Here is a 25599-nt window from a genome sequence, read left to right as displayed (position 1 = left end):
CACGTCGGGGTTGTCCTCGCTGGGAGAACCCCGGAGGGGTGGGCATCGTGAACCCGCGGCGGTGCGGGTTGCGTGGGTGGGCTAAGCGGCTGCGCTGCTTCAAAGACAAAACGCCCGCGTTACGACATCCGCGCGTCACCACATCCAAAACAGCCTCTATAGCGGCCCAAAAGACTCACGGCCTGGTGACCGGAGGAAACATCGAACCCGCGCGGGTCTGACGCGACCCTGTCAGTCGCGGGCGAATCCGACCGCCGTGGCGGTCAGCGGGATTCCAGGGGGAGCGGGCGGCCCAGGACGGCGAAGGGGCGCGGGTCGCCGGTGAAGCGGTAGTTGCGCAGGACGTCCGCGAAGCCGACTCGGCGGTACAGCTTCCAGGCGCGGGTCGGGCCTTCCGGCGTGGACAGCAGGACCTTGCCGCCCTGCGCGCCGGAGAGCAGGCGGCGCAGGATCTCCTCGCCGAGACCGACGCCCTGGCTGCCCGGGTACACGTGCAGCTCGGTGAGCTCGAAGTAGTCGTCCAGCCAGCTGTCGGCGTCGCCGCCGCTGCTCAGCAGCCCGCGGCGGACCTGCTCGTGCCACCACTGCCCGGGGGCGCCCAGGTAGCCGTAGCCGATGCCGATGAGCTCGTCGTGATCGCTGAACGCGCCGATGCAGCGCCAGCCCGCGCGCAGCATGTGCGCCGACCACATCGGGGCGCGCTGCTGGGCGGTCGCGGGCGGGTAGTTCATCGCGGTCACGTAGATCTGCAGGGCCTCGGGGAGCCGGGCCCGGAGCTGCTCCGTGGTCAGCTCGGTGATCCGGTCACAACTGGGGGATGGCGCGGCGGTCACGGGCCGAACATTAGCCCCTCCGCCGCGTGCGGTCCTTTCCGCGGCGGATCCTGCCGTCGCGGCGTCCCGGCCGGGTGCCTGATTCGGCCACTCGGGTGATCATCTTGGCTGGTCATGACTCGAACAGGTGAGCTACGGCTCATCCCTTGAGTCCGTCGGCGACGCACGCTAATCTGAAGATGTTCGAACTGAGGTTCGATGAACTCCTGTTCGAACATCGAGTCCGGCGGTGGGGTGGGGGAAGCACCCCGCCGCCGGACCTGCCGGCTCCCCACGGCAGGCGTGGACGGCTTCGTCGTGCAGAGGAGATACGCCGATGTCTTTTTCCACTGACTTCTCGATTCCGGCTCCGCGGCACTCCGTGGAGAACCACGAACCGACGCCCGAGGCTGACACGCCGGCCGGTTCCCTGACGTTGCTGCTCGATGCCCGCTCCCGCCTGCACGAAGCGGAAGAGGCGGACCGGCCGAGCGAGCGGTACGTGGCCGCGCACGTAGCGGCGTTACGCGCCGCGACGGCGGTGGTGGTGGCGCGTTCCTGGCGGCGCGAGCACGGCCGCCCGGCCAGCGTCTGGACGATGCTGACCGGCGCCGCCCCCGAGTTCCGGGAGTGGGCGGCCTACTTCGCGGCGCGCTCGGACCGGCGGGCCGCGGCGGAGGCGGGGGTGCCGACGATCACCTGGCTGGACGCCGACGGGCTGTTGGCGCGCAGCCGCGAATTCCTCGACATCGTGGGCCGGAGCTTATTGGGGGTGGCTCGATGAACGGTACTGAAGTGGGGCTCGACTACGGGCGGATGCTGGACCTGCTCGGCATCGAGGCGCAGCTGCTAACCGCGGCGACCCACGATGCGCATGTCGACGCGCCCGTGTGGGGCGCGTCCGGGCGGACCTTGGGGCAGACCATCCGGCACCTGGGCGATCTGTGCGAGGACACGCTGTCCTGGCTGGGCGCGACGGCGGCGGAGCAGCGCTGGGACCTACCGGATCGGCCCGAGCTGCGCGAGGTGACCAGCCGGTTCGCCGTGCGCCTGGCCGATCTACTCGCGGAGTTCGGCTCCCGGCCACCGCACGACAGATGTCCGACGTGGTGGCCCGAGCAGCACACCGTGAGGTTCTGGCTGCGGCGAATGCTGCACGCCACGACGGTGCACCGGGTCGACGTGCAGGCCGCGGCGGGAGTGTTGCCGACGTCGATCGAGCCCGAGGTGGCCACCGACGGCGTCGACGAGGTGCTGCGGCTGTGGTTCGGCTACCGGCTGCACGCGCTCGGCATCACCGCGACGCGGGCCTGTTCGGTCGGGGTGTACGTGACCGACCGGAACTGGCTGGTCACCGCCGACCAGAACGGGACCGCGGTGGTGAGCTCGGAGGACGTGTCGACCACGACGCCCGACGCGGTCGTCGGCGGCGACGCGACCGCGGTCTACCTGTGGATGTGGGGTCGGCTGCCCGATCGAGCGGTGGAGACCAGCGGCGATCTCGATGCGATCGCGCAGCTCTGGGGCCTGCTGCAACTGGCCACCCGCTGAGCCTTCAGCGCTTGTTTCCGGCTTGTTCTGCGCGGAGGTGGGCATCCGGTTTCGTCTCGTCGCGGATGACGATCTCGCCGATCGTCGGGGCGGCTTAATTCGTTTGCATTGCGGAGGTGGCCAGGTCAGCGTGTGTGGGTGCTGATTCGACGTGAACTTCCTGCCGACGTTGCCGCCATCCACGCGGTGCATGCCGCAGCCTTCGCGAAGACCGCCCAGCCCGGCCAGGTGCCGGTGGAGGCGGGGCTCGTGGATGCGCTGCGGGCCAGCGACGCGTGGTTGCCCGAGCTGTCCCTTGTGGCAGAGCGGGATGGCGAGGTCGTGGGACACGTCGTGTGCTCTCGCGCGCACGTCGGCGACACCCCGGCGCTGGGGCTCGGGCCGGTCGGTGTGCTGCCTTCGTTGCAGGGCAAGGGAATCGGCGCGGCGTTGATGCACGCGGTGCTCGGTGGTGCCGACGCGCTCGGCGAGCCGGTGGTGGTGCTGCTCGGGCACCTGGACTACTACCCGATGTTCGGCTTCGAACCCGCCGAGAAGTACGGCATCACGCCGCCGGTGCCGGAATGGGGGTCGCATTTCCAGGCCCGCACGCTGGCCGCATACCGGCCATCGATCCGCGGCGAATTCGCCTACGCCAAGCCGTTCATGGAGCTGTAGCGACTGGTTACGGGCCGTGAGTCCGTTCGGTCGCCAAAGAGGCCCAAGACTCGCGGCAGGCGTGCCCGCGCGGCTCCGCGAACCGAGTTCATGGAGCCAAGCCGACGACCATCCACAGCAGTCCGAGCAGTACGCCGACCAGGACGTACGTCGCGAAGAACGCGCCCACGGCGACCATCGTCGCGGTGCTGACCAGGCCCGCGACAGGCCAGAAGCCGCGCTCCGCGCGGTCTCGCGGCCAAAGCCGGCGCAGCGAAAGCCCACCGCACAGCAAAGCGCCGACGAGCTGGATCCAGATCACCGTTCCCATTCTGCCCGGCCCGTGATCGCTCCGGCATCCACGAGCCGAGTCAGGCGCGCAGCCGCAGACCCTTCGGCGTGGCGCGGAATCCCGCTTCGGTGAGCACGTCGGCCAGACGGGATCCCCAAGCGCCTTCGCCGTCCGCGCGCTGCACCGCGAGCTGCTCCAACCAGCCGTCCCGGACCACGCGGGCCAACCCCGCCGCAGCACTGCGCAGCGCGGATTGTTCGTCGGTGAACGACAGCAACGACTTTCCGCCGCGCTCGACGTAGAACACCGCTTCGCCGGACACGAGCACCACGAGGGCGCCGGCTTTGCGCCCCGGCCGATGCCGGGTTTCGCCCATCGCCGCAGGCCATTCCAGCGCGCCCCCGTAGGGCTGCGCCGGATCGGCGGCCGCCAGCACCACCGCGTCGCCGTCGCCGTCCTCGCGGGACAGCGCGCGCAGGCGATCGATCGCGCCGGGTACCGCGAACTGCGCGGCCCCAAGCCCTTCGACGACGTACCCGCGCCGGCAGCGCCCGGATTCCTCCATCGCCCGAAGCACCTTGTACACCGCGGAGAATCCGCCCGTGACGCGCTCGATGTCCAGCGCCCCGCGTGTCAGCACGCCGTGCCGCTCCAAGAACGCCTCGGCCCGAGCGTGCGCCCGTCGCGTCGGTTCGCTGGACGGCTGAGGCGCCAGCGACCAACGCCCTGACACCGTTGGCGGCCCGCTGCGGCTGGGCATCGAAGGCCGACCCGCGCGCAACCGCGCGTAGCGGCCACGAGGTGCGCTTCGGCGTGGCTTGTGCGCTGCGCCGCGTCCGGACACCAACGCGCGCAACGGCGCCAAGGTGTCGTTCGTGACTGCTCCGGACCAGACCAGATCCCACAGCGCCGAAGTGACCGCATCGTCGGCGGGAGCGGTTTCGTCCTGCTCCAGCAGCAGCGCCGCCGCACGATCCGCCAGCTGACGGAAGAACAACGCGCCACCGTCCAATGCGGACACAACGGCGCGGTGCAATGGAGAATCGATGCCGGCTTCCTCCGGCAGGTCGGGCAACAGCAGGTCGGCGACATCGGTGGGAGCCAACGCGATCCAGCCGTCGCCGCCGGCCAGCGAGCCCGCGCCGACCCAGCTGACCTCGCCGGTCGCGGTCAGCTCGTCGAGCAGCGCGGGGGAGTAGCCGGGCAGCCGGGCGGGCAGGATCAGCGACTCCAGGCCGCTCGCCGGAACCGGCGCTCCCGCGAGCTGCTCGACAACGGCGTACACGTCGTCCACCGTGGGCGCGCTGCGCAGCCGCGCTCCGATGCCGTGCCACGCGGGCAGGAAACGGCCCAGTGCGGCCGGTTCCACCGGCTCGACCTCCGCGCGCAGCCGGGCCAGCGACGCCCGCCGAAGCCGCCGCAGCACCTCGGCGTCGCAGTACTCCAGCGCGCCGCCGCCACCGGCCTCCAGCGGCCGCAGCTCGCCGCGGACCAATCGCCCGGTGCCGGTCAGCCGGTCCAGCACGCCGTGCACCACGGCCACGCCCAATCCGAATCGCTGCGCCGCGGCATCGGCGGTGAACGGCCCGCGGCAGCGCGCATAGCGGATCAGCAGGTCGCCGAGCGGGTCGGCGACCTGCTCGGTGAACGCCTCCGGCACGCCGACCGGCAGTGCGACGCCCAACGCGTCGCGGACCTTGCCGGCGTCCTCGATCGCGATCCAGCGCTCGTCGCCCGCGATGCGCACCCGCAGCACCCGGCGCTGCTCCGCCAGGTCCGCCAGCCACTCCGGCCGCACGCCCCGCGCCTCGGCCTCGGCCGTGGACAGATCGCCCAGGAACCGCAACAGGTCCATCGTGGACTCGACGTCGCGGGCGTGCCGATCCGGGGCGAGCCGTTGCAGCTGCTGCTCGATCTCGTCGAGCGCTTCGGGATCGAGCAGCTCCCGCAGCGCCTCCGAGCCGAGCAGCTCCGCCAGCAGCGTCGAATCCAGGCTCAACGCCGCCGATCGGCGCTCCGCCAGCGGCGCATCGGTCTCGTACAGGAACATGCCGATGTAGCCGAACAGCAGGCTGCGCGCGAACGGCGACGGCGTCGGCGTCTCGACCTCGACGACCCGCACCTTGCGCGCCGCGACCTGCGACATCAGTTCGGTCAACCCGGGCAGGTCGTAGACGTCCTGAAGGCACTCCCGCATCGCCTCGAGCACGATCGGGAACTGCTCGTACTGCGCCGCCACCGTCAGCAGTTGCGCGGCCCGCTGCCGCTGCTGCCACAGCGGCGTGCGGCGGCGCGGATCCCGGCGCGGCAGCAGCAGCGCCCGCGCCGCGCACTCCCGGAACCGGGCCGCGAACAGGGCCGAACCGCCGACTTCGTCGGTCACCACCTGCTGCACTTCTTCCGGCGGCAGCAGTACGTCTTCGGCGGTCGGCAGCACCTCCGCGCCGGATTCGTCCAGCGCGTCGGCCAGCCGCAGCACGATCCCGTCGTCGGAGGAGGCCACCTGTGGCTCGATCCCGCGCCGCTCGCGGATCCGGGCGGCGATGGCCAGCGACCACGGGCCGTTGACCTTGGCGCCGAACGGCGAGTGCACCACCATCCGCCAGTCGCCGAGCTCGTCGCGGAACCGCTCCACCACGATCGTGCGGTCGTCCGGGACGTGCCGGGTCGCCTGACGCTGTTCGTCCAAATAGGACATCAGGTTGTCGCGGGCCCACTCGTCCAGCCCGGCGGCCTCGATGCGGGACCGCGCGGCCTGGGTGTCCGCGCTGGTCAGCTCCCGGACGAAGGCGCCCAGCGCGCGCCCGAGCTCCAGCGGCCGCCCCGGCGAATCGCCCTTCCAGAACGGCATCCGGCCCGGCTCGCCCGGCGCAGGCACCACCACGACCCGGTCGTGGGTGATGTCCTCCACCCGCCACGCCGAGGTGCCCAGCAGGAAGATGTCGCCGACCCGCGACTCGTAGACCATCTCCTCGTCGAGCTCGCCGACCCGCACCCCGCCCTTGCCCGCCTCGTCCGCGGGCGTGGTCACCGTGAACAGGCCTCGGTCCGGGATCGTGCCGCCGGAGGTCACCGCGAGCCGCTGCGCTCCCGGCCGCGCGCGCAGCTCGTCGTTCACCCGGTCCCAGATGATGCGAGCCCGCAGCTCGCCGAACTCCTCGCTGGGGTAGCGGCCCGCCAGCATGTCCAGCACCGCGTGCAGCGCAGAGTCCGGCAGCCCCGCGTAGGGCGCGGCGCGCCGCAGCAGCGCCGCCAGCTGCGGCACCGGCCAGGTGTCCATCGCGACCATCGACACGACGTGCTGGGCCAGCACGTCCAGCGGGTTGCGCGGGAACGACAGCGACTCGATCAGCCCGTCGGCCATCCGCTCGGACACCACCGCGCAGCCGACGAGATCGCCGCGGAACTTCGGGAACACCACGCCCCGCGACACCGCGCCGACCTGGTGCCCGCCGCGCCCGATGCGCTGCAGCCCGGAGGCCACGCTCGGCGGCGTCTCCACCTGGATCACCAGGTCCACCGCGCCCATGTCGATGCCCAGTTCCAGCGACGAGGTGGCCACCACGCAGGCCAGCCGCCCGGACTTCAGCTCCTCCTCGACCACCGCCCGCTGTTCCTTCGACATCGAGCCGTGGTGCGCCTTCGCGACGATCGCTGGGGCGCCGCCGCCGATCCCGGAACCACCGACCGCCTCGGCCGGGAACCGCTCCACCGGCACCGGTTCCTCGGCCGCGAGCTCGTTGATCCCGGCGGTGAGCCGCTCGGCCAGCCGCCGGGAGTTGGTGAACACGATGGTCGAGCGGTGCTGGCGGATCAGCTCCAGGATCCGCTCCTGCACCGACGGCCAGATCGACGTGCGCTGCTCCGCCCCGCCGCCGGGCCCTCGACCTCGCCGGTCGGCGCGCCCAGCTCGGCCATGTCCGGCACCGGCACCTCGACCCGGACCTCGACCTCCTTGGCATGCGCGGGCTGGACGGTGCGCACCGACCGGCCACCGGCGAGGAAGGTCCGCACCTCCTCCACCGGGCGGACCGTCGCGGACAGCCCGATGCGCTGCGCCGGGCGCGGCAGCAGCTCGTCCAGCCGTTCCAGCGAAAGCGCCAGGTGCGCCCCGCGCTTGGTGCCGGCCACCGCGTGCACCTCGTCGACGATCACGGTCTCGACGCCGCGCAGCGACTCCCGGGCCGCCGAGGTCAGCAGCAGGAACAGCGACTCGGGCGTGGTGACCAGCACGTCCGGTGGCGTGCGGGCGAACGAACGGCGCTGGTCGGCCGGGGTGTCCCCGGTGCGGATGCCGACCCGGATGTCCGGCGGGGCGCTGCCGCGGCGCTGCGCGGCCTGCCGGATCCCGGCCAACGGCGCGCGCAGGTTCCGCTCCACGTCGACGGCCAGCGCCTTCATCGGCGACACGTAGAGCACCCGGCAGCGCCGCTTCGCGTCGGCGGGCGCGCCTTCCACGGCCAGCTTGTCCAGGGCGGAGAGGAACGCCGCGAGCGTCTTGCCGGAACCGGTCGGCGCGACCACCAGAGCGTGCTCGCCCTCGGCAATCGCCTCCCAAGCCCCGCGCTGCGCTTCGGTGGGCGCGGCGAAGGCCCCGCGGAACCAGTCGCGGGTCGCCGCGGAGAAGCCGTCCAGCACATCGCTCACCACTACATGCTGGACCAACGCCCCGACAGCGACACTCGCGAGTGTCGCCGGCGGCCGCAACGACCACCGCCGTTCCACCGTCCACAAGGGCCTGCCGGGATGTGATCCGGGACGAATGCGGGGGATCGGTGCGATCCGCCGCCGCTGACGTGGCAGCATTCGAGCCCGAAAGCATCAGGCGTGGGAGGGGGACGGGTGCGCGTCCTGTCAGTGGATCTCGGCACCTCGAACACCGTCGCGGTCCTGTCCGCGCACGGCAGGCCACCGCGGGTGGTCGAAGTGGACGGCTCGGCCACCATGCCGTCCGCGGTGTTCGCCACCGAGGACGGCGGGATCATCGTCGGCCGCGACGCCGAGCGCCGCGCGCGGCTCGACCCGTCCCGGTTCGAGCCGAACCCGAAGCGCCGCGTCGACGAGAGCACCCTGCTGCTCGGCAACAACGTCATCACTGTCACCGACGCGCTGGCCGCGGTGCTGCACCGGGTCGCGGAGGAGACCACCCGGCAGCTCGGCGGCGCCCAGCCCGACGAGGTCCGGCTGACGCACCCCGCGCAGTGGGGCACGGTCCGCCGCAACGTGCTGCTGTCCGCCGCCCGGCTGGCCGGTTTCACCTGCAACCTGGTGCTGGTCCCGGAGCCGGTGGCCGCCGCCGCGCACTTCGCGTCGTTCCCCGACCGCACCCTCGGCACCGGCCAGGCGCTCGCCGTCTACGACCTGGGCGCGGGCACCTTCGACTGCGCGATCGTGGGAGCCACCCAGAACGGGTTCGTGGTGCTGGCCGAGGACGGCCTGGCCGACCTCGGCGGGCTGGACGTCGACCAGGCGCTTCTGGAGCACGTGGGGCGGCAGGTCTCCAACAAGGACCCGCAGCGCTGGCAGCGGCTGCTGCGCCCGGAGAGCACCGGCGACCGGCGGGCCCAGCGAGCCCTGCGCGAAGACGTCCGCGCCGCGAAGGAAGCGCTCTCCCGGCACCCGCAGACCGAGGTGCCGATGCCGGAGCCCTTCGAGGACGTGCTGGTCACCCGCGCGGAGCTGGAAGCGCTGGTGCGGCCGAGCATGCTGCGCAGCGTCGAGCTGCTGGCGACGGTGCTGCGCTCCAACGGGATGAGCCCGGAGCACCTCGCCGGGGTGTACCTGGTGGGCGGCTCCAGCCGGTTGCCGCTGGTCGCCAGCCTGATCGGCGAACAGCTGCGGATCGTGCCGACGACGCTCGACCAGCCGGAGACCGCGGTCGCGCTCGGGGCGCACCACGTGTCCCGCGACGGCGCCGCGATGTGGACCCAGGACATCCGGGCCAACCCGCAGTCGGGCCCGGTCGCCATCCCGCAGGCCGGCCAGCAGCAGGCCCCGTACCGGGAGCCCGACACGGTCCGCACCTACCCCGTCGCGCCGCCGCAGCAGCCCCACCCCCAGCAGTCCCAGCCGTCCGCGGCCGAGTCCGACTCCCGGCGCAACCGCAACCTGCTGATCGGCCTCGGCGCGGTCGCGACCATCGCGGTGATCGTCGCGATCGTGGCGATCGTGTTCCGCGCCACCAGCAGCTCCAGCGCGCCCAGCGCGGCGGAGTGCTTCCGGCCCGGCACCATCAACTCCGAGGGCTTCACCGCCTGCCTGGGCAACCTCGCCGGCACCGTCCCCGAGCACGCCAACTGCGCGTCCGGCTGGCAGCGGATCATGCCCGGACTGCGGGAGCTCGACGGCACCGTGGTGTCCTGCTCGATCGGCAATCCCAACGAGGGCACCCAGATCGTCTACACCCAGCTGGACACGATGGACGCCGCGCAGCGGCGCGCCGACCTGCTGCTGGAGTTCAACGGCGTGACCAGCGACCAGGTCGAGGCGGAGTGGAGCGGCAACGGCCTGTCCGGCACCTACCGCGCGGTCTCCAGCGACACCTTCGGCACCCTGGTGTTCACCGTCGACGACCGCCCGCTGGTCGGCATGGTGCTCAAGCCCAACAACGACAAGCAGCTCGACCCGAACAAGATGGCCGACGAATTCGAGAAGTCGGTCCAGCCCGGCACCGCCTGATTCAGCTCCTGGTTCAGCGGCGGTTGCGGTGCTCCCACAGGAAGCGCACCGCGAGCACGATGACCGCCAGCAAAGCGGCGCCGATCACCACCTGGCCCAGCGGCGTCGACAAGCCGGTCGGATCGGCCTGCAGCAAGAGCAGCACACCACCAGCGTACGGGCGCCGCGTAGGCTGACGGGCGATGCGCCACACTGCTTTCCGCCAACGCATGGCCGACGAATTCGGCCGGGTCCGCTCCGAGATGCTGGCCCAGGACCACGTGTTCTCGTCCCTCGGCGGGCGCACCGTCGACCAGGCACTGGAGGCCGGGCTGTCGACCAAGGAGGTCTGGCAGGCGGTCTGCGAGACCTTCGAGGTGCCAGCCGAACGGCGTTAGGACTCCGCTTCCTTCTTCTGCTCCGCGGCCCGGGGTTCTGCGGGCCGGGGTTCTGCGGGCCGGCGTTCCGGGACTTCGAAGTCCGCCCACAGGTTCTGTGCGCTGACCTGCTGTTCGGGGCTGCGCCCCGCCGCCAGGTAGTGCTGGTAGGCCCGACGCCGCTCCTCCTGCATGTGCCGCCACGTCTCGGCCTGCACCAACCGGTTCTGCTCCGGCGTGGGGTGGCCGTCGGCGACGGCCTTCTCGGCCTTGCAGAGCGGTTCGATCTCGGCGATCCGCCGCTCGTCGGCCAGCCGCTGCTCGGGGACCTCCTCTGCGGGCGGCTCGTGGTGCCGGTAGCGGACGTACGGGTTGTCCTGCGGAAGTCCGCCGCTGACCCGGCCGTAGAGCCCGAGGAACATCAGCAGCATGCCCGCGATCAGGCTGAACACCACGTTCTGCAGCTTGAAGGCGAACAGGTTCCAGGGCGTGTTCAGCAGGCCCAGGTTGATCAGTCCGGACAGGAAGAACAGCACCCCGATCGCGGCGGTGGTGGTGGAGGCGACCGGCCCGCCCCAGGCGGCGGCGGCGACCAGGATCGCGCCGACCACCACCGAGACCACGGCCAGCAGGCCGTTGCTGGACAGGCCGATGATGTCGATGCCGCTGGTGGTGAACAGCGGCACCTGGTTGGCCAGCCCGAGCACGCCGAAGACCAGCAGGAACGCCCCGAAGATGGCCGCCCCGACCCGGTAGAACCGGCTCAGCGGGTGGTCTGGTGGCAGGTAGCGGTCCATTCGCATGGTCGGCACCTCCTCGGGGCCGTGGCGGCAGGTTCGCCAGATGGTCTTCCGAGTGTCCGCCTCGAACCCGCTGATCGCACTGTCACACGGTCGGGTGATGTCGCTGGCGTGTCGGGAAGTTGATCGAACATCCGTTCGGCTAAGATGGGGCGCACGGGATCGAACCGCCGGCGCACCCCGCAGCGGAATTGTCGGTCCTTGCCCGTAGCGTCTGATCTGACACATGACGACGAAGTTCGACTCGACCGAGGTGGACCCCCGATGGCAGCGACACCGGACAAGGGCAAGGCGCTGGAGCTCGCGCTCGCCCAGATCGACAAGCAGTACGGCAAAGGGTCGGTCATGCGGCTCGGCGACGAGTCGCGCGCACCGATCGAGGTCATCCCGACCGGTTCCATCTCGCTGGACGTCGCGCTGGGAATCGGCGGCCTGCCGCGAGGCCGCATCGTGGAGATCTACGGCCCGGAGAGCAGCGGTAAGACCTCCGTGGCGCTGCACGCCGTGGCCAACGCGCAGAAGCTGGGCGGCACCGCGGCGTTCATCGACGCCGAGCACGCGCTGGACCCGGAGTACGCCAAGGCGATCGGCGTGGACACCGACGCGCTGCTGGTGTCCCAGCCCGACACCGGTGAGCAGGCGCTGGAGATCGCGGACATGCTGATCCGCTCCGGCGCGCTGGACGTCATCGTCATCGACTCGGTGGCCGCGCTGGTGCCGCGCGCCGAGATCGAGGGCGAGATGGGCGACAGCCACGTGGGTCTGCAGGCCCGGCTGATGAGCCAGGCGCTGCGCAAGCTGACCTCCGCGCTCTACAACGCCAAGACCACGGCGATCTTCATCAACCAGCTCCGCGAGAAGGTCGGCGTCATGTTCGGCTCGCCGGAGACCACCACCGGTGGCAAGGCGCTGAAGTTCTACTCGTCGGTGCGCCTGGACGTGCGGCGGATCGAGACGCTGAAGGACGGCTCGGACGCGGTCGGCAACCGGACCCGGGTCAAGGTGGTGAAGAACAAGGTCGCCCCGCCGTTCAAGCAGGCGGAGTTCGACATCATCTACGGCATCGGCATCAGCCGCGAGGGCTCGCTGATCGACATGGGCGTCGAGCAGAGCATCATCCGCAAGTCCGGTGCCTGGTACACCTACGAGGGCGACCAGCTCGGCCAGGGCAAGGAGAACGCCCGCAAGTTCATGCGGGAGAACCCGGACATCGCCAACGAGATCGAGAAGCGGATCAAGGAGAAGCTCGGCATCGGGGCGACGCTGGACGCCGAGAACGCCGAGCCGGCGCCGGTGGACTTCTGATCCCGGCGACCATCTGTTGATCGCCTCTTGGACATTGGGTGCAGATGAACGGTGACGGTACGCGTCTGGGGAGCGGTGCACGGCGCCGCTTCTCCGACGACGCCCCGCCGGAAGCCGCGGCCGACGAGAAGTCGCGGCGCAAGCCGGACGATCCCGAGCAGCTGGCCCGGGACACGGTGTACCGGCTGCTCGCGGCCCGCGCGCGCAGCCGCTCGGAGCTTCGACAAGCCTTGCTGCGCAAGGAGGTCGACGAGGAAGTCGCCGACGCCGTGCTGCAGAAGTTCGTCGACGCGGGCCTCGTCGACGACGCCTCGTTCACCGAGGAGTGGGTGCATTCGCGGCAGCGGTACCAGGGGCTGGGGCGCAAGGCTCTGGGCTTCGAGCTGCGCCGCAAGGGCGTCGACGAGCACCTGGTCGAAGCAGCGCTGTCCACTGTGGATGGCGACGCGGAGGTGGAGCGGGCGCGGGAGCTGGTGCAGCGCAAGCTCCGGACGATGCGGAACTTGGACCACACGGCGAAGATGCGCCGCCTGGTCGGGATGCTGGCCCGCAAGGGTTACTCCGAAGGCCTCGCTTTCCGCGTGGTGCGGGAGGAGATCGAGCGCTCCGGCGACGATCCGGACCTCGAATCCCCGTGATGCGCGCGACGACCGGGAGCTGAGCTCGCCGGCCGTGTGCCTTCTCTCAGAATGGGACGATGGTACCGGAATGTCGCCGTCGGCTCGTAGAGTCGCCAGCCATGACGACCTTCGCCGACGCGCGGCACATCGTGTGGGACTGGAACGGCACGCTCCTGGATGACAACCACGCCGTGGTGGCGGCGGTGAACGCGGTCTGCACGGCGTACGACCGAGAGCACGTCGACATCGATGAGTGGCGGTCGGTGTTCAGCCGCCCGCTGCTGCAGTGCTACGAGCGGCTGCTGCGGCGATCGCTCGACGAACAGGACTGGGCGCGCATCGACGTGCTCTACCACGAGGCCTACCGGGAACTGCTGCACACCTGCGACCTCGCGCAGGGCGTGCCGCACGCACTGAAGGACTGGGCGACCGCCGGCCGCAGCCAGTCGCTGCTTTCGATGTGGTTCCACGACGAACTGGTCCCGCTGGTGACCGACATGGGGCTGCACCCGCTCTTCGAGCGCGTCGACGGGCTGCGCGCCGACATCGGCGGCGGATCCAAGGCCGAGCACCTGCGCCGCCACCTCGCGGCCCAGGAACTCGACGCGCGAGACGTCGTGCTCATCGGAGACGTGCTGGACGACGCGCACGCGGCGGAGCAGACCGGCACCCGATGCGTCCTGGTGACCACCGGTGTGATGAGCCGCGCGGCGCTGGAGACGTCCGGATTCCCGGTGGTGGACTCGATTCCCGAGGCGCTGACCACCATCGCCGCCTGACCCTCACCAGGCCGACGGCGGACTCGTCGTGACGATCCGGGCCCACGGCCCCGGCGGCACGTCGACGTCGTCGACGAACCGCCAGTCGACGACGTCGTGCTTGCCGTCGAGCTCGCGCAGGCCCAGGCAGCCGTTCAGCGCGGGCGAGACGTCCATGCCCGCGCCGTTGAACCGGGTGTTGGCGGGCCGGCGGTCGTCGGCGCCGAACACGTACGCCGCATCGTCGTACTCGCCCGGCCCGGCGTCCTCGATCTGCCCGTAGCAGACCGCGGCGCCGTGCTGGATCCGAACCCAGCGGTTCTTCATGAAGCTGGTGGAGCGGTCCGCGGCATGGCCGGCGTAGCCCGGATCGCCGGCCCACGGCACCACCCGGCCGCGCTGCTCGAACGCGGAGGGATCGTTGCGGTCGTCGAAGGGCAGGTCCAGGTAGAACGGGTTCTGTCGCGGCGTCATCCGGGTGGGGAAGAAGTCGTTGGCGGCGGTGCGCCGTTCCGTCTCGCACCGGCCGTTCCGCTCCACGCCGTCGCAACCGCCGTAGCTGGCCAGCCAGTCGGCGTCGTAGGCCGACAACCGCTGGCTGCCGTCCGGCGAGTTCGGATCCAGCACCTCGCCGACCCAGAACGTGGTGGCCACGATGCCGGTGTGCGGCGGATACGGCCGGCCGTTCGGTTCCGCCGCGTCTCCGCCGCACGCCGCCGTGATCAGGACGGCAGCGGGAACCGCGACCGCGCGGATCGCCGTCAGCAGAGCCATCTGAACAGGTAGGTCCACGGCAGGCGGGCGCATACGGCCTCGCCCTTCGGCCTGAAGTGCTCCTGAATCCGGTAGTCGTCCGTGGTCAGCGAACCGGCGCGGGCCAGGGTGAGCCCGAAGCTCAGCCCGGTCGTGCCGTCCGGGGCCGCGGGTGTCGTCCACGCGGCCGACGCCCAGTTCGCCGAGGCGCCGAACCACGGGCTGGTCGTCCAGTAGCGCCAGATGCCGGCCTGATCGCGGCGGTAGACGGCGAGCTGGGTGGGCGCGGTCGACTTGTACCAGGCGCTCAGCTCGTAGGTGTTGTTCGGGTGCGCGGCCGGCGCCGTCTCGCCCATGTCGAGCTGCTGCAGGAGTTTCGCGTCGCCGCTGGCGTATTCGGTGATGTCCAGCCGCTGCGCCCAACGCCCGTCGTGCGCGTCCGCGATTCGGGTCCACTGTGGATTGTGCTGGCCCCAGCTGCTCTGCACCCAACCGCGCGGGCCCGGATCTTCCAGCGACGCGTTGACCAGCCCGCCGCGCGGCGCGGGCACCGGCGGCGGGACCAGCGGGCGGAACCCGCCGCCGATCACCTGGTCGACCGTGCGCACCACCGTGCCGTTCGCCCGCCGCTGCGCCAGCCAGGACGCGAACTGGTCCAGCACGGCCGGGCTGACCGACAGCGAACCGCAGAAGTCGCAGGTCTGGTGCAGCACCAGCGGAACCCAGCCGCCGCCCGAGGCTTCGGCCCTCAGCACCACCTGCTGCAGGTCCGCCAGCGTCCAGTCGGGAGTGACCGTGTCGGTGCCGCGCACCACCATCGGGTTCACCGGCGGTATCGATTCGGCCGGGGCGCAGTCCAGGCAGCTGTGCTTGGTCACGAGGCTGCCGGTGACCCGCGCGCTGTTGTAGCCGCAGTCCGCGGCCGCCTGCTCGGCCCCGCGGCTGAAGCTGCCGAACGGGTAGGCGAACGAGGTCGGCCGGAAGCCCCAGCCTGCGAGGTTGGCCCGGTCCTGGCAGATCTCCCGGCGGGCTTCGTCCGGTGCGTCCGTGGCGAGGTCGGGGTGGTTGACGGTGTGCCCGCCGATCTCGTTGCCGGCCGCGGCGAGCGCGCGCAGGTCGTCGACGCTGAGGTAGCCGCGCGTGCCGATCGATCCGGACACGACGTAGAAGGTGCCGCGCATCCCGTGCTTGTTGAGGATTCGAGCGCCGGAGGTCTGCGAAACGCTTCCGTCGTCCACGGTGAAGGTGACCACGGTGCGGGGAGCCTGGGCGTCGGCATCGTCCGGCATGCCGAGGAAAACGGCCAGCAGGGTTGCGCTGACGCAGGCCAGGGCTCTGCTCAAGCTTCTGCGAGCGGGGCGTGCTCCGTCCATGGCACATGACCGCCCAACCAGTCGACCGAACTGACCGACATCACGCTACGGACGGCACAGGCGGCGGTGGAACCAATCGGTGCGGGGTCCTAGTTACCGCATTTGACGGAGGCACCCCCGTGAGTCTTTTGGGTTGCTGTAGCAGCCCAAAAGACTCACGGCCTAGGCCCGCTAGGAACGCAGTGCGGCCGCGTCTCGGGCCAGCTGCTCGATCTGCGCCCAGTCGCCGGCGGCCAGCACGTCCTTCGGCGCCAGCCACGAGCCGCCGATGCAGCCCACGTTGGGCAGCGCGAGGTAGTTCGGCGCGGTCTGCGGGCTGATCCCGCCGGTCGGGCAGAACCGCAGGTCCGGCAGCGGCCCGGCGATCGCCTTGAGGAACGGCACGCCGCCGCTGGGCTCGGCGGGGAAGAACTTCATCGCCGTGGCCCCGCGCTCGGCCAGTCGCATCGCCTCCGACACGGTGCTCGCGCCGGCCAGGAACGGCACTCCGGACGCCTCGACGTCGTCGAGCAGCCGGTCCGTGGTGCCCGGCGTGACGAGGTAGCGGGCACCGGCGTCGGCGGCCCGCTTGGCCTGCCCCGGTTCGGTGATCGTGCCGGCCCCGGCGACCATTTCGGGCACCTCGGCGGCGATGCGCTCGATCGCGGGCAGCCCGGCGGAGGTGCGCAGGGTGACCTCGATGGTGCGGATTCCGCCGCGCAGCAGGGCCTCGGCCAGCGGCACGGCGTGCGCGACGTCGTCCAACGCCACGACCGGCACCACAGGAGCGAGGTCCAGCACGTCAGCTGCAGTGTTCATGAGGTCATTCATCCGTTCCTAGTGCGTGTGACGTTCCGCGGGGTACCCGTGAGTACTTTGTGCCGCTATAGCAGCTCAAAGTACTCACGGGTCCTGACCAGCACTGTCATGCTGTCACGTCGGCGGGCTGCGCCGGCGGCGGCGCGAACACGCTGGCACCGCGATCGGCCCGCCCGACCGCCTGCCGGAACGCCGCGAACAGCTCCCGGCCGGTGCCGAACTGCGCCCCGGGCGCGGCCGGCGCGTTGTCGCGCGCGGCGAGCTCGCCGTCGGGCACCAGCACCTCCAGGGTGCCGCGGTCGGCGTCCAGCCGGACCACGTCGCCGTCGCGGACGCGGGCCAGCGGCCCGCCCGCGCTGGCTTCCGGGGTCAGCTGGATCGCCGCCGGGATCTTGCCGGACGCGCCGGACATCCGGCCGTCGGTGACCAGCGCGACCTGGTGGCCGCGATCCATCAGCACGCCCAGCGCGGGCGTCAGTCCGTGCAGCTCCGGCATCCCGTTGGCCTGCGGGCCCTGGTTGCGGATCACCACCACGACGTCGTGGTCCAGCTCGCCGGCCTGGAAGGCGGCGGTGAAGCCGTGCTGGTCGTCGAAGACCCGGGCCGGTGCGGTGACGGTGCGGTGTTCCGCGCTGACCGCGGAAACCTTGATCACCGACCGGCCGAGGTTGCCGTCCAGCACCCGCAGGCCGCCGTCGGGAGCGAACGGCTCGTCGACGCCGCGCAGTACGTCCGGGTCCAGGCTCTTCGCCGGCGCATCCCGCCAGACGAGCTCGCCGTCTTCCAGGAACGGCTGCTGCCGGTAGCGGTCCAGCCCGGGGCCGGCGACCGTCTTGACGTCGGGGTGCAGCAGGCCCGCGTCGAGCAGCTCGCCGACGAGCGTCTGCACGCCTCCGGCGGCGGCGAAGTGGTTGATGTCGGCCGAGCCGTTGGGGTAGACCTTCGCCAGCGACGGCACGACCGCCGACAGGTCGGAGAAGTCGTCCCAGGTCAGCTCGATGCCGGCCGCGGCGGCGATGGCCACCAGGTGCAGCGTGTGGTTGGTCGAACCGCCGGTGGCCAGCAGCGCGACGACGCCGTTGACGATGGCCCGCTCGTCGATGATCTCGCCGATCGGCGTGTGGTCGGCGCTGCGGCCGAGCTGCACGACGCGGCGGGCGGCCTCCTCGGTGAGCGCCTTGCGCAGCGGGGTGCCCGGCGGCACGAAGCTCGACCCCGGCAGGTGCAGGCCCATGACCTCGACGACGAGCTGGTTGGAGTTGGCGGTGCCGTAGAACGTGCAGGTGCCGGGCGAGTGGTACGACGCCGACTCCGCTTCCAGCAGGTCCTCGCGGCTGGCCTTGCCCTCGGCGAACAGCTGCCGGATGCGGCTCTTCTCCCGGTTGGGCAGCCCGGAGGGCATCGGCCCGGCGGGCACCAGCACGGTCGGCAGGTGCCCGAACGACAGCGCGCCGATGAGCAGGCCCGGCACGATCTTGTCGCACACCCCGAGCAGCAGGGCGCCGTCGAACATCTCGTGGGAGAGCGCGACGCCAGTGGCCATCGCGATCACGTCGCGGGAGAACAGCGACAGCTCCATGCCGGTGCGGCCCTGGGTGATGCCGTCGCACATGGCGGGCACGCCGCCCGCGAACTGCGCGACGCCGCCTGCCTCGCGAACCGCGTCCTTCAGCCACGCCGGGAATTCGGCGTATGGCTGGTGGGCCGAGAGCATGTCGTTGTACGCGGAAACGATCGCGACGCCGGGCTTGACGGCTCCGCGCACCGCGAGCCGGTCCGGGCCGCTGCACGCGGCGAAGCCGTGCGCGAGGTTGCTGCAGGGCAGCTCGGTGCGGGCCGGGCCGACCGCCCCGGCCGCGCGGATGCGCTCCAGGTACGCGGCGCGGGATGCGGAGCTGCGGTCCGTGATCCGCTGGGTGACCTGTTCGACGACGTGCTGCATTGGCGGCGCCATTGATCGCCTCCGGAAAATTGCGAAATGCGGGGCGACGACGATGGCGCCTCATGACGGCAGTCACACTAACGGGTGTGGCCTGCATTTCACAATCGATACAGCGTGGCCGGGGATCCGGCCACGCTGGGTGCGCGATAACGGGGGCCGTGGCAAGAGTGATGGAGGGGTCACGCGATTCGCGTGGTGTCGGTGAGCTGCAGGCCGTGCCCTAGCAGGCCCCGTCCGCACCCGTTCTGAGCAACGCACTCACGACGGGAACTAGTCGACTCGACGCCGTTGGACGTTCCACACCAGAACTGCGGCCGCGGCAAGGATCACGGCTCCGAGCGCGGTGCTGATGTGCAGCGCGTCGGTCCACGACCGGCGTGCTTGGTCGAGCAGGTCGACGCCCTGCGCCCCGGGCAGCCGGGCGGCCAGCTCGACCGCCGCCCCGATGCCACCGCGCGCGGCTTCGGCGGCATCCGGCGCGACCGAGCCGGGGATCGCCCCGCCCAGCCCGGCACGGTAAACGGCGGTGCTGATGCCGCCCAGCACGGTGACCCCGAGCGCCAGCCCGAGCTCGCCGCAGGTTTCCTGGAGCGCGGTGGCCGAACCGGCGCGCTCCGGTGGCGCCGCGCCGACGATCGCGTCCGTGCTCGAGATCATCACCGGAACCACCCCGATGCGGAGCACGATCATGCCGGTGACCAAGACGGCGAGCGCTGCTGGGCCGTCGGCCTGGGTGAGCACTCCGGTTCCGATGGCCGCGACGACGAGGCCGGTGGTCAGCAGGACCGACGGCCGGAACCGCTGGGCGAAGGTGACGGAGCAGGCGGACAGCGCGATTCCGGCCACAGTGGACGGAAGCAGCCAGAGCGCGGCCTGCAGCGGCGGCAGCGCGAGCACGCCCTGCAAGTGCTGGGCGAGGACGAACGTCGTGCCCGCGGTGGTGAAAACGGTGAGCGTCACCGCGACCAGCGGAGCGGTGAACGCGCGGTTGGCCAGCAATTCAAGGTCGAGCATCGGATTCGGCAGCTGGAACTCCGAGCCGCCGGTTGACGGCGGGCAACCGGTCGGGCCCCGACGGTCCCGTCGATGCCTTCGCGGAGGAAGTCGGCGTGGCCGTTGTGCCGGGCGTACTCGTGGATGAGGTGCAGCATCACCAGCCGCAGCGACACGTCCTTGCCCGACCTTGGCTGCGGTGCCGTCACGTCGAGCGACTCGGCGGCCGCCTCGATCCGGCGCGAGTGCTCGACCTCCGCCTCCCAGGCTTCGAACGCCTCCGACCGCGTGGACGCCGTCGCGTCGTAGGCGGCCTGGAAGTCCCCGTCGTCCGACCACACCAGCGGGATGTCCTCCCGGTTGATCACCCGCCGGAACCAGGTGCGCTCCACCTCGGCCATGTACCGCACCAAGCCGAGCAGCGAGAGCGTCGAAGGCGGCATCGACTGCCGCCGCAACTCGGCATCGGAAAGCCCCTCGCACTTCATGGCCAGCGTCGCCCGGTGGAAGTCGAGGTAGGCCCGCAACATCTCCCGCTCACCACCGACCACCGGCGGATCGATCCGTTCCACGACCAAGTTCTTTCCCTGAACAAACGGCCCCCAGCTTCGCCGACCTGCCTCAACGGGTCGAGCGAATAACGCCGATGTCAACGCGGCCTGGGCGCTGCCCGGGTGGTGGTCGACAACACCGCCTCGCCCGGGGGCGCCGGGAGCTGGTTGGGGTCGCTGTAGGCCCCGATGGGGTTGAAGGGCATGAACGACTGGGCCGGCCTGGGCTCCAGGTACGCCTTCATGAACTGCCGCCAGACCCGGTTCGGGTACACCTCGCCCATCATCGACCCGCTGGACCCCAGCACCGGCTGCGGTTGGCCCTTCTCGTCGCTGGCGCTGACCGACACCGCGACGGCGATCTCCGGCGTGAAGCCCGCCGTCCAGGCCGTCAGGGTCTTGTCTGGAGAACCGCCGAACTGGGCGATGCCGCTGTTCCCCGCGACCGGCCGCCCGGTGCTGAGCCCGCCGAGGGCCGGATCGTTGAGGAGCATCGACGGGTACGACCACCGCATGGATTCCGTGACGTTCCCGGCGATGTCCCTGCTCTCCGTGGGATCGTCGGAGAAGGCGCTCTCCGGCTCGGTCGCGAAGTCGGCCAACTCGTTCCCGTTGCTGTCCAACACCTTCTGCACGAAGTGCGGTTGAGACCGCATGCCGTCGGCCAGCGTCGCGTACCCGCGCGCGATGTCCACCGTGCTCACCGGGTAGTCGCCCATCGCGATGCGGATCCCCACCTCGCCGTCACGCTCCTGCATCGCCGGTTTCCCCCCGGCGGTCGGGGAAATTCCCGCCCGCAGAGCGGCATCGCGCACCTTCCCGGGACCGAACTTCAGGGTCATGTTCAGGAAGGCCGTCTCGACCGACTCCGACATCGCCGCACGGACGCTGCAGGCCAAGAGGCCGGGGCAGGATCCGGTGTTCCGATACGTGGCGCCGTTGATCTCCTGCGGCGATCGTCCATCGTAGACTTCACCAAGGCCGTGCCCCTGCATCAACCCCGCGGCCACGACGAAGGGCTGGATCGTCGTGCCCGGCGGCTGCGCGGCCTTGGCCCAGTCGAAGCCCCCGATCTGGCGGTCACCGCTGTGGTAGGCGCGAACGGCGCCGGTGCCGGGCTCGATCGCCACCAGCGCGGTCCGGAGGTTCTGCGGTTGATTCGCGGTCTCCGCGGCCAGCGCGGACTCGGCCACTCGCTGCGCGTCGCGGTCGATGGTGGTGATGACCGTGTTGCCGTTCTGGTGCAGGTTCTGGGCGCTGAACCCGGCTTGCTCCAGCTCTTGCAGCACCCGTTCCCGGACGTGGAACAGCGGACCGGACATCTCCTCCCCGCGCCACGCGAACCGCTCCCGGGTCTCCGGCATCCGCATCGCGGCCCGCTGCCCGGGGTCGACCATCCCGTTGGACAGCATCTGGTCGGCCACGTAGGTCCAGCGCCAGTTCGCCTGGACCGCGTCCACCCGCGGGTCGTTCTCGTTCGGCTTCTGCACCATGCCCGCCAGCAGCGCCGCTTCGGACGCGTTCAGGTCGCGCGGCAGCTTGCCGAAGTAGGCGTTGGCGGCGGCGTGGACGCCCCAGGCACCGCGCCCGTAGTACGCCGTGTTCAGGTACGCCTTGAAGATCTCGTCCTTGGGCTGTTCGTTGGTCATCTTGAATGCCAGCACGACTTCCTTGAACTTGCGGGCGTAGCTGTGCTCGTCGTCGCCGGTGGCGAGCTTGATGTACTGCTGCGTCAACGTAGAACCACCCCCGGCGCTGCCCGTGATCTGCGCGAACACCGCGCGCACGATGCCGAAGAAGTCGAACCCGCCGTTGGTGTAGAAGGAAGCGTCCTCGGCGGCGAGGGTGGCCTGCCGCATCGGCCCGGAAACCTCCCCCAGGTCCCGGATCATGGTCCGGTTCCCGCTCTCCGGCACGATCCGCATCATCTCGGAACCGTCGGCGTACTTGAGCACGATCGACTGCTGCGTCCCGGCGGCGACCTGCTGCGGATCCGGCACCTCCCAAACCAGGTACCCGACGCCGAAAGCGCCCACCACGGCGAGCCCCAAACCGCCGACGATGGACAAACCGATCCGCCGAACGCGCCGCCAGCGCTTGCCGATCTTGGGAAGAACCACGGTGGGCTCGTCGTGCACGGTCCCCGCCCTTCGAGTCAAGGAGATACCAATGATCAAGACGCGACGAACCGAACCCAGGTTGCTTCAACGGCTCCCGGAAAACGGAAAAGTGTCCCGGAAATTCCGGGTCCGCTGTTGGCGTCGGCGAGGTGCTGGTTGCTGGCCGTGAGCTCGTCGATGCGAGTAATCAGCTCGCGGTGGGTGAGTTGATCGAGCTGGCGTCCGAGTTGCCGGTTCAGGGCTTTGCGGAGCGCGTCGCGCTCCGAGCGCAGGGCCTTGATGTCGGAGCGGGCCAGTTCGAGATCAGTGCGCATGCTGGCCGTGCTGGGCGGGAGTCCTGCCTGTTGGTCTCGGACGGGGTGGGCGGCTTGGCGCTGGCGGGAGCTTCGATGTGCTCACGCACGCCCTAAGACCAGCCAGGTCGACACGCCCGCGTCGCGGGCGACGGCAGCGAAGGTGATCGGCTGCCGGTCGCGTTCCATCCGCTCGACCGCGGCCTGGACTTGCAGGCGCTTGCCCGGCTGTTCCTCAGCCCGCGAACGGTCGGCTACCACCTGTCCAACGCCTATCCCAAGCTGGGCGTCGCCTCCCGCCTCGAACACGCCCGCCTCCCGGGCCTTCCCGAGTGACCAGCGCGATCCGCTGCACGCGGCCTAGACAGCGGCGCAGTCGGCGCTCAGAGATGGCGCGCGGTGACGACGATCACGATGCCGGGTGTGGTTTGCATTTCACAATCGATACAGCTTCTCGGAAACCGGGCCCCGAGCACCCCCTCGGGTGCGGGATCATGGACGGGGGAGTCGAGGAGTGAGGAGCGGGCCCATGCGGATTCGCATGCTCGCCGCGGTGGTCGCCGCGGCCGCGGTGCTGTCGGGCTGCGGGCAGGACGCGCCGGTCGAGCCGAACGCGCTGCCTGCGCCGAAGCCGCCCGCCCCGACCACGGCGGCGCCGACGAGCCAGGCCCCGTCGGCCGGCAATTCGGTCGAACTCGACACCTCGCCGACCATCGCGCGGATCAAGCAGCGGCGCCTGCTGCTGGTCGGCGTGCGGGACGACGCGCCGCAGTTCGCCACCCGGGATCAGGCGGGCGAGTACCGGGGCTTCGACGTCGAGATGGCTCGCGACCTGGCGAAACGCATCGGCCTGGACCCGACGCAGGTGCAGTTCCGGCGGCTGCCGTCGACCCTGCTGCTCGATGGCGTGGCCGCGGGCAACGTGGACGTCCTGTTCGGCGGGACCGCCGACAACCCGCAGCTGGCCGAGGTCGGGCCGTACGTGATCACCGGCAGCGAACGCTACCTGGTGGTCAAGTCCGATGACCGTAAGCTGGCAGGGGAGTTGCAGCGGATGCTCGACGAGGCTGTCGCGGACGGCAGTTGGCAACGCGCCTACGACGCGACCCTCGGCGCTGCGGGGATCCAGGCCCGGCCAGGCTCGTGACAGGCGATCCCGAATTGCGCTGACCACCACGACGCGACCGGGTCCGGGGGCGAGGCCCCGGACCCGCCTGCTCTCCGAGAAAAGCACGTGCCGATTCGTCGGCAGATGAGCAGACTCGTATCCAGACCTCGCGCTCGTTCACGGGCACGGCCGACGAAGGCCGTGCCCGCGGTCGAGCGCGACCCGACTTCTGTGAGGTGCGCCCAACCATGATCGACTCCGCGAGCGCTACGACCGCGGATTCCGACCGCGGCTCCACGCCACCGCGAGCCTCCGTGCTCATCGCGGTGCTGGTCGCCTCGGCCTTCGTGATGATCCTCAACGAGACGATCCTGAGCGTCGCCCTGCGCGACCTCACCGTCGACCTCGAGGTCACCACGACGACCGTGCAGTGGCTGACCAGCGGCTTCCTGCTGACGATGGCCGTGATCATCCCCACCACGGGCTTCCTGCTCGAGCGCTTCACGCCGCGCCAGGTGTTCCTGGCCGCGCTGACGCTGTTCAGCGTGGGCACGCTGCTCAGCGCGCTCGCTCCGGGCTTCGCGGTCCTGCTGGTCGGGCGCGTCGTGCAGGCGTGCGGCACAGCGGTGATGATCCCGCTGCTGATGACCTCGGTGATGCGCCTCGTGCCGGCGGAGAAGCGCGGCGCGACGATGGGCACGATCAGCATCGTCATCGCCGTCGCCCCGGCGGTGGGGCCGACGATCGGCGGCGCGGTGCTGGCCTCGCTGGGCTGGCGCTGGATGTTCTGGATCGTGCTGCCGCTGGCGGTGCTCGCGCTGGTCATGGGCGCGGTCTGGATGCGGTTGGACACCGAAACGCGGTCGGTGCCGCTGGACCTGCTCTCGGTGCTGCTGTCGGCTATCGGCTTCGGCGGCGTCCTCTACGGCCTGTCCTCCATCGGGGAGTCCGGCGGCGAGCCGCACCTGGTGGCGCCGTGGATTCCGATCGCGGTCGGCGTCGTTTCGCTCGCGGTGTTCGCGGCGCGCCAGATCCGCCTGCAGCGCGACGACCGGGCCCTGCTCGACCTGCGCCCGTTCACCAGTCGCGCGTTCTTGGTGGCCCTGATCCTGAGCATCCTGCTGTTCATCTGCCTGCTGGGTGCCGGGGCGATCCTGTTGCCGATGTACCTGCAGGCCGTCCTGCACACCAGCCCCTTCGTCAGCGGGCTGGCCGTGCTCCCCGGCGGGCTGGTCCTCGGCTTGCTCGGGCGGCCGGTGGGACGGCTGTTCGACCGCGTGGGTGCCCGGCCGCTGGTGATCCCCGGCGCGCTGGCCATGGCGGTGGCGCTGTGCCTGTTCGCCATCCTCGGGCCGGGTTCGCCGGTGGTCGCGGTCGTCGGCATCCACGTCGTGCTCATGGCCGGGCTCGGGCTGATGATGACTCCGCTGATGACCGAGTCCCTCAGCGTGCTGCCCGATCACCTCTACTCCCACGGCAGCGCGATCCTGGCCACGCTCCAGCAGGTCGCGGGCGCGTTCGGCATCGCGGTGTTCATCACCGTGGCCTCCGTGTCGACCACCGACCCGTCGGGTGCGCCCGACGCGGTGGGCCTGCGCACCGCGTTCATCGTCGCCGCCTGCATCGGTGTGCTGGCGTTCATCGCGTCGCTGTTCCTCAGCGGCGCGCAGAAGCCGGCTCCGGTGGAATCGGTGGAGGCTGAACACGAGGAGTTGCGGAACGAGAGCCGAGCGGTGTCCAAGCCGTAAGGGGTTCCGCCTCGGGATGACAGTTGTCGTGCCCGGTCGGGGCCGACGGTGACCTCGAGGCGGGCGGCTTGGGCGCAGGCGCGTAGTTGCGCGTGCATGGTTTCCCGACTGC

The 25599-nt window shown here is 70.9% G+C and carries 22 protein-coding genes and 2 pseudogenes; 11 read left to right on the top strand and 13 right to left on the bottom strand.

What is annotated here, in order from left to right:
• Positions 1-263: 263 nt before the first annotated feature.
• Entirely contained in the window at positions 264-833 is a 570-nt protein-coding gene (locus AB0I53_RS07120; protein ID WP_358597763.1) for a GNAT family N-acetyltransferase, read from the bottom strand.
• Positions 834-1149: 316 nt separating this feature from the next.
• Between AB0I53_RS07120 and AB0I53_RS07115 the strand changes: the two genes are divergently transcribed.
• From AB0I53_RS07115 to AB0I53_RS07105, 3 genes are all read left to right on the top strand, one after another.
• Positions 1150-1596 carry an SAV_6107 family HEPN domain-containing protein gene (locus AB0I53_RS07115; RefSeq protein WP_358597760.1) on the top strand — a complete coding sequence of 149 codons (447 nt, stop codon included), beginning with the start codon at positions 1150-1152 and terminating at the stop codon, positions 1594-1596.
• The gene (locus AB0I53_RS07110; RefSeq protein WP_358597757.1) at positions 1593-2363 is read left to right on the top strand and encodes a maleylpyruvate isomerase N-terminal domain-containing protein; all 771 of its coding nucleotides are present in this window, start codon (positions 1593-1595) and stop codon (positions 2361-2363) included. The genes AB0I53_RS07115 and AB0I53_RS07110 overlap by 4 nt, the downstream gene beginning before the upstream one ends.
• A 138-nt stretch (positions 2364-2501) precedes the next feature.
• Positions 2502-3020: an N-acetyltransferase gene (locus AB0I53_RS07105; RefSeq protein ID WP_358597754.1), complete on the top strand. Its 519-nt coding sequence runs from the start codon at positions 2502-2504 to the stop codon at positions 3018-3020.
• Positions 3021-3108: 88 nt separating this feature from the next.
• Here AB0I53_RS07105 and AB0I53_RS07100 read toward each other — a convergent pair whose 3' ends face one another.
• Complete coding sequence (locus AB0I53_RS07100) at positions 3109-3321, bottom strand: hypothetical protein (RefSeq protein ID WP_358597751.1); 213 nt, start codon at positions 3319-3321, stop codon at positions 3109-3111.
• Positions 3322-3370: 49 nt separating this feature from the next.
• A pseudogene (locus AB0I53_RS07095) lies at positions 3371-7938 on the bottom strand (ATP-dependent helicase).
• 195 nt (positions 7939-8133) lie between these two features.
• On the opposite strand from AB0I53_RS07095, the gene AB0I53_RS07090 reads away from it, so the two are divergent.
• Complete coding sequence (locus AB0I53_RS07090) at positions 8134-9969, top strand: Hsp70 family protein (protein WP_358597748.1); 1836 nt, start codon at positions 8134-8136, stop codon at positions 9967-9969.
• Positions 9970-9982: 13 nt separating this feature from the next.
• On the opposite strand, the gene AB0I53_RS07085 is transcribed toward AB0I53_RS07090, so the two are convergent.
• A complete protein-coding gene (locus AB0I53_RS07085) occupies positions 9983-10114 on the bottom strand; it encodes a hypothetical protein (RefSeq protein ID WP_358597745.1) in 132 nt (43 codons plus the stop codon).
• Between the two features lie 37 nt (positions 10115-10151).
• Here AB0I53_RS07085 and AB0I53_RS07080 point away from each other — a divergent pair, with 37 nt between their 5' ends.
• Positions 10152-10346, top strand: a complete 195-nt coding sequence (locus AB0I53_RS07080; protein ID WP_358597742.1) for a DUF3046 domain-containing protein — start codon at positions 10152-10154, stop codon at positions 10344-10346.
• Here the strand turns inward: AB0I53_RS07080 and AB0I53_RS07075 are convergent.
• On the bottom strand, positions 10343-11128 hold the full coding sequence (locus AB0I53_RS07075; protein WP_358597740.1) for a DUF4383 domain-containing protein: 786 nt from the start codon (positions 11126-11128) through the stop codon (positions 10343-10345). The genes AB0I53_RS07080 and AB0I53_RS07075 overlap by 4 nt on opposite strands.
• A gap of 261 nt (positions 11129-11389) precedes the next feature.
• Between AB0I53_RS07075 and recA the strand changes: the two genes are divergently transcribed.
• The 3 genes from recA to AB0I53_RS07060 all read left to right on the top strand — a co-directional run bounded on the left by recA (position 11390) and on the right by AB0I53_RS07060 (position 13829).
• Positions 11390-12430, top strand: coding sequence for a recombinase RecA (recA, locus tag AB0I53_RS07070; protein WP_358382125.1), 1041 nt, complete (start codon positions 11390-11392; stop codon positions 12428-12430).
• A gap of 38 nt (positions 12431-12468) precedes the next feature.
• The gene (locus AB0I53_RS07065; RefSeq protein ID WP_358597737.1) at positions 12469-13068 is read left to right on the top strand and encodes a regulatory protein RecX; all 600 of its coding nucleotides are present in this window, start codon (positions 12469-12471) and stop codon (positions 13066-13068) included.
• Positions 13069-13169: 101 nt separating this feature from the next.
• Positions 13170-13829 (top strand): HAD hydrolase-like protein, encoded by a 660-nt coding sequence (locus AB0I53_RS07060; protein WP_358597734.1) that lies wholly within the window; start codon positions 13170-13172, stop codon positions 13827-13829.
• A gap of 3 nt (positions 13830-13832) precedes the next feature.
• Here the strand turns inward: AB0I53_RS07060 and AB0I53_RS07055 are convergent, their stop codons facing one another.
• From AB0I53_RS07055 to AB0I53_RS07020, 8 genes and pseudogenes are all read right to left on the bottom strand, one after another.
• A complete protein-coding gene (locus AB0I53_RS07055; protein WP_358597731.1) occupies positions 13833-14582 on the bottom strand; it encodes a hypothetical protein in 750 nt (249 codons plus the stop codon).
• Positions 14570-15904 (bottom strand): polysaccharide deacetylase family protein, encoded by a 1335-nt coding sequence (locus AB0I53_RS07050; RefSeq protein WP_358597729.1) that lies wholly within the window; start codon positions 15902-15904, stop codon positions 14570-14572. Before AB0I53_RS07050 ends, AB0I53_RS07055 begins: the two co-directional genes overlap by 13 nt.
• 201 nt (positions 15905-16105) lie before the next feature.
• A complete protein-coding gene (gene eda / locus AB0I53_RS07045; protein WP_358597726.1) occupies positions 16106-16732 on the bottom strand; it encodes a bifunctional 4-hydroxy-2-oxoglutarate aldolase/2-dehydro-3-deoxy-phosphogluconate aldolase in 627 nt (208 codons plus the stop codon).
• Between the two features lie 106 nt (positions 16733-16838).
• Positions 16839-18686, bottom strand: coding sequence for a phosphogluconate dehydratase (edd, locus tag AB0I53_RS07040; protein ID WP_358597723.1), 1848 nt, complete (start codon positions 18684-18686; stop codon positions 16839-16841).
• Between the two features lie 258 nt (positions 18687-18944).
• The gene (locus AB0I53_RS07035) at positions 18945-19688 is read right to left on the bottom strand and encodes an MFS transporter (RefSeq protein WP_358597720.1); all 744 of its coding nucleotides are present in this window, start codon (positions 19686-19688) and stop codon (positions 18945-18947) included.
• Between the two features lie 53 nt (positions 19689-19741).
• A pseudogene (locus tag AB0I53_RS07030) lies at positions 19742-20245 on the bottom strand (DinB family protein); the annotation flags it as partial.
• 71 nt (positions 20246-20316) lie between these two features.
• Positions 20317-22338, bottom strand: coding sequence for a transglycosylase domain-containing protein (locus tag AB0I53_RS07025; protein WP_358597717.1), 2022 nt, complete (start codon positions 22336-22338; stop codon positions 20317-20319).
• A gap of 53 nt (positions 22339-22391) precedes the next feature.
• Positions 22392-22652: a hypothetical protein gene (locus AB0I53_RS07020; protein ID WP_358597714.1), complete on the bottom strand. Its 261-nt coding sequence runs from the start codon at positions 22650-22652 to the stop codon at positions 22392-22394.
• A 189-nt stretch (positions 22653-22841) separates the two neighbouring features.
• Here AB0I53_RS07020 and AB0I53_RS07015 point away from each other — a divergent pair, with 189 nt between their 5' ends.
• The 3 genes from AB0I53_RS07015 to AB0I53_RS07005 all read left to right on the top strand — a co-directional run bounded on the left by AB0I53_RS07015 (position 22842) and on the right by AB0I53_RS07005 (position 25487).
• A complete protein-coding gene (locus tag AB0I53_RS07015) occupies positions 22842-22967 on the top strand; it encodes a LuxR C-terminal-related transcriptional regulator (protein WP_358597712.1) in 126 nt (41 codons plus the stop codon).
• Positions 22968-23160: 193 nt separating this feature from the next.
• Complete coding sequence (locus AB0I53_RS07010; RefSeq protein WP_358597709.1) at positions 23161-23778, top strand: transporter substrate-binding domain-containing protein; 618 nt, start codon at positions 23161-23163, stop codon at positions 23776-23778.
• 209 nt (positions 23779-23987) lie between these two features.
• Positions 23988-25487, top strand: coding sequence for a DHA2 family efflux MFS transporter permease subunit (locus AB0I53_RS07005; protein WP_358597707.1), 1500 nt, complete (start codon positions 23988-23990; stop codon positions 25485-25487).
• The last annotated feature ends 112 nt before the right edge of the window (positions 25488-25599 follow it).

Origin of the sequence: Saccharopolyspora sp. NPDC050389 (genome assembly GCF_040655595.1) — a bacterium.
Classification (GTDB): domain Bacteria; phylum Actinomycetota; class Actinomycetes; order Mycobacteriales; family Pseudonocardiaceae; genus Saccharopolyspora.
This window is presented reverse-complemented; position numbering and strand designations above follow the sequence as displayed.

What these genes read in the sequence shown, in the direction of transcription:
- recA (WP_358382125.1), top strand. Translation starts at nt 11,390, where the DNA reads ATGGCAGCGACACCGGACAAGGGCAAGGCGCTGGAGCTCGCGCTCGCC.
- AB0I53_RS07005 (WP_358597707.1), top strand. Translation starts at nt 23,988, where the DNA reads ATGATCGACTCCGCGAGCGCTACGACCGCGGATTCCGACCGCGGCTCC.
- AB0I53_RS07060 (WP_358597734.1), top strand. Translation starts at nt 13,170, where the DNA reads ATGACGACCTTCGCCGACGCGCGGCACATCGTGTGGGACTGGAACGGC.
- AB0I53_RS07075 (WP_358597740.1), bottom strand. Translation starts at nt 11,128, where the DNA reads ATGCGAATGGACCGCTACCTGCCACCAGACCACCCGCTGAGCCGGTTC.
- AB0I53_RS07115 (WP_358597760.1), top strand. Translation starts at nt 1,150, where the DNA reads ATGTCTTTTTCCACTGACTTCTCGATTCCGGCTCCGCGGCACTCCGTG.
- AB0I53_RS07035 (WP_358597720.1), bottom strand. Translation starts at nt 19,688, where the DNA reads ATGCTCGACCTTGAATTGCTGGCCAACCGCGCGTTCACCGCTCCGCTG.
- AB0I53_RS07080 (WP_358597742.1), top strand. Translation starts at nt 10,152, where the DNA reads ATGCGCCACACTGCTTTCCGCCAACGCATGGCCGACGAATTCGGCCGG.
- AB0I53_RS07110 (WP_358597757.1), top strand. Translation starts at nt 1,593, where the DNA reads ATGAACGGTACTGAAGTGGGGCTCGACTACGGGCGGATGCTGGACCTG.
- AB0I53_RS07010 (WP_358597709.1), top strand. Translation starts at nt 23,161, where the DNA reads ATGCGGATTCGCATGCTCGCCGCGGTGGTCGCCGCGGCCGCGGTGCTG.
- eda (WP_358597726.1), bottom strand. Translation starts at nt 16,732, where the DNA reads ATGAACACTGCAGCTGACGTGCTGGACCTCGCTCCTGTGGTGCCGGTC.
- AB0I53_RS07055 (WP_358597731.1), bottom strand. Translation starts at nt 14,582, where the DNA reads ATGGCTCTGCTGACGGCGATCCGCGCGGTCGCGGTTCCCGCTGCCGTC.
- edd (WP_358597723.1), bottom strand. Translation starts at nt 18,686, where the DNA reads ATGGCGCCGCCAATGCAGCACGTCGTCGAACAGGTCACCCAGCGGATC.
- AB0I53_RS07020 (WP_358597714.1), bottom strand. Translation starts at nt 22,652, where the DNA reads ATGCGCACTGATCTCGAACTGGCCCGCTCCGACATCAAGGCCCTGCGC.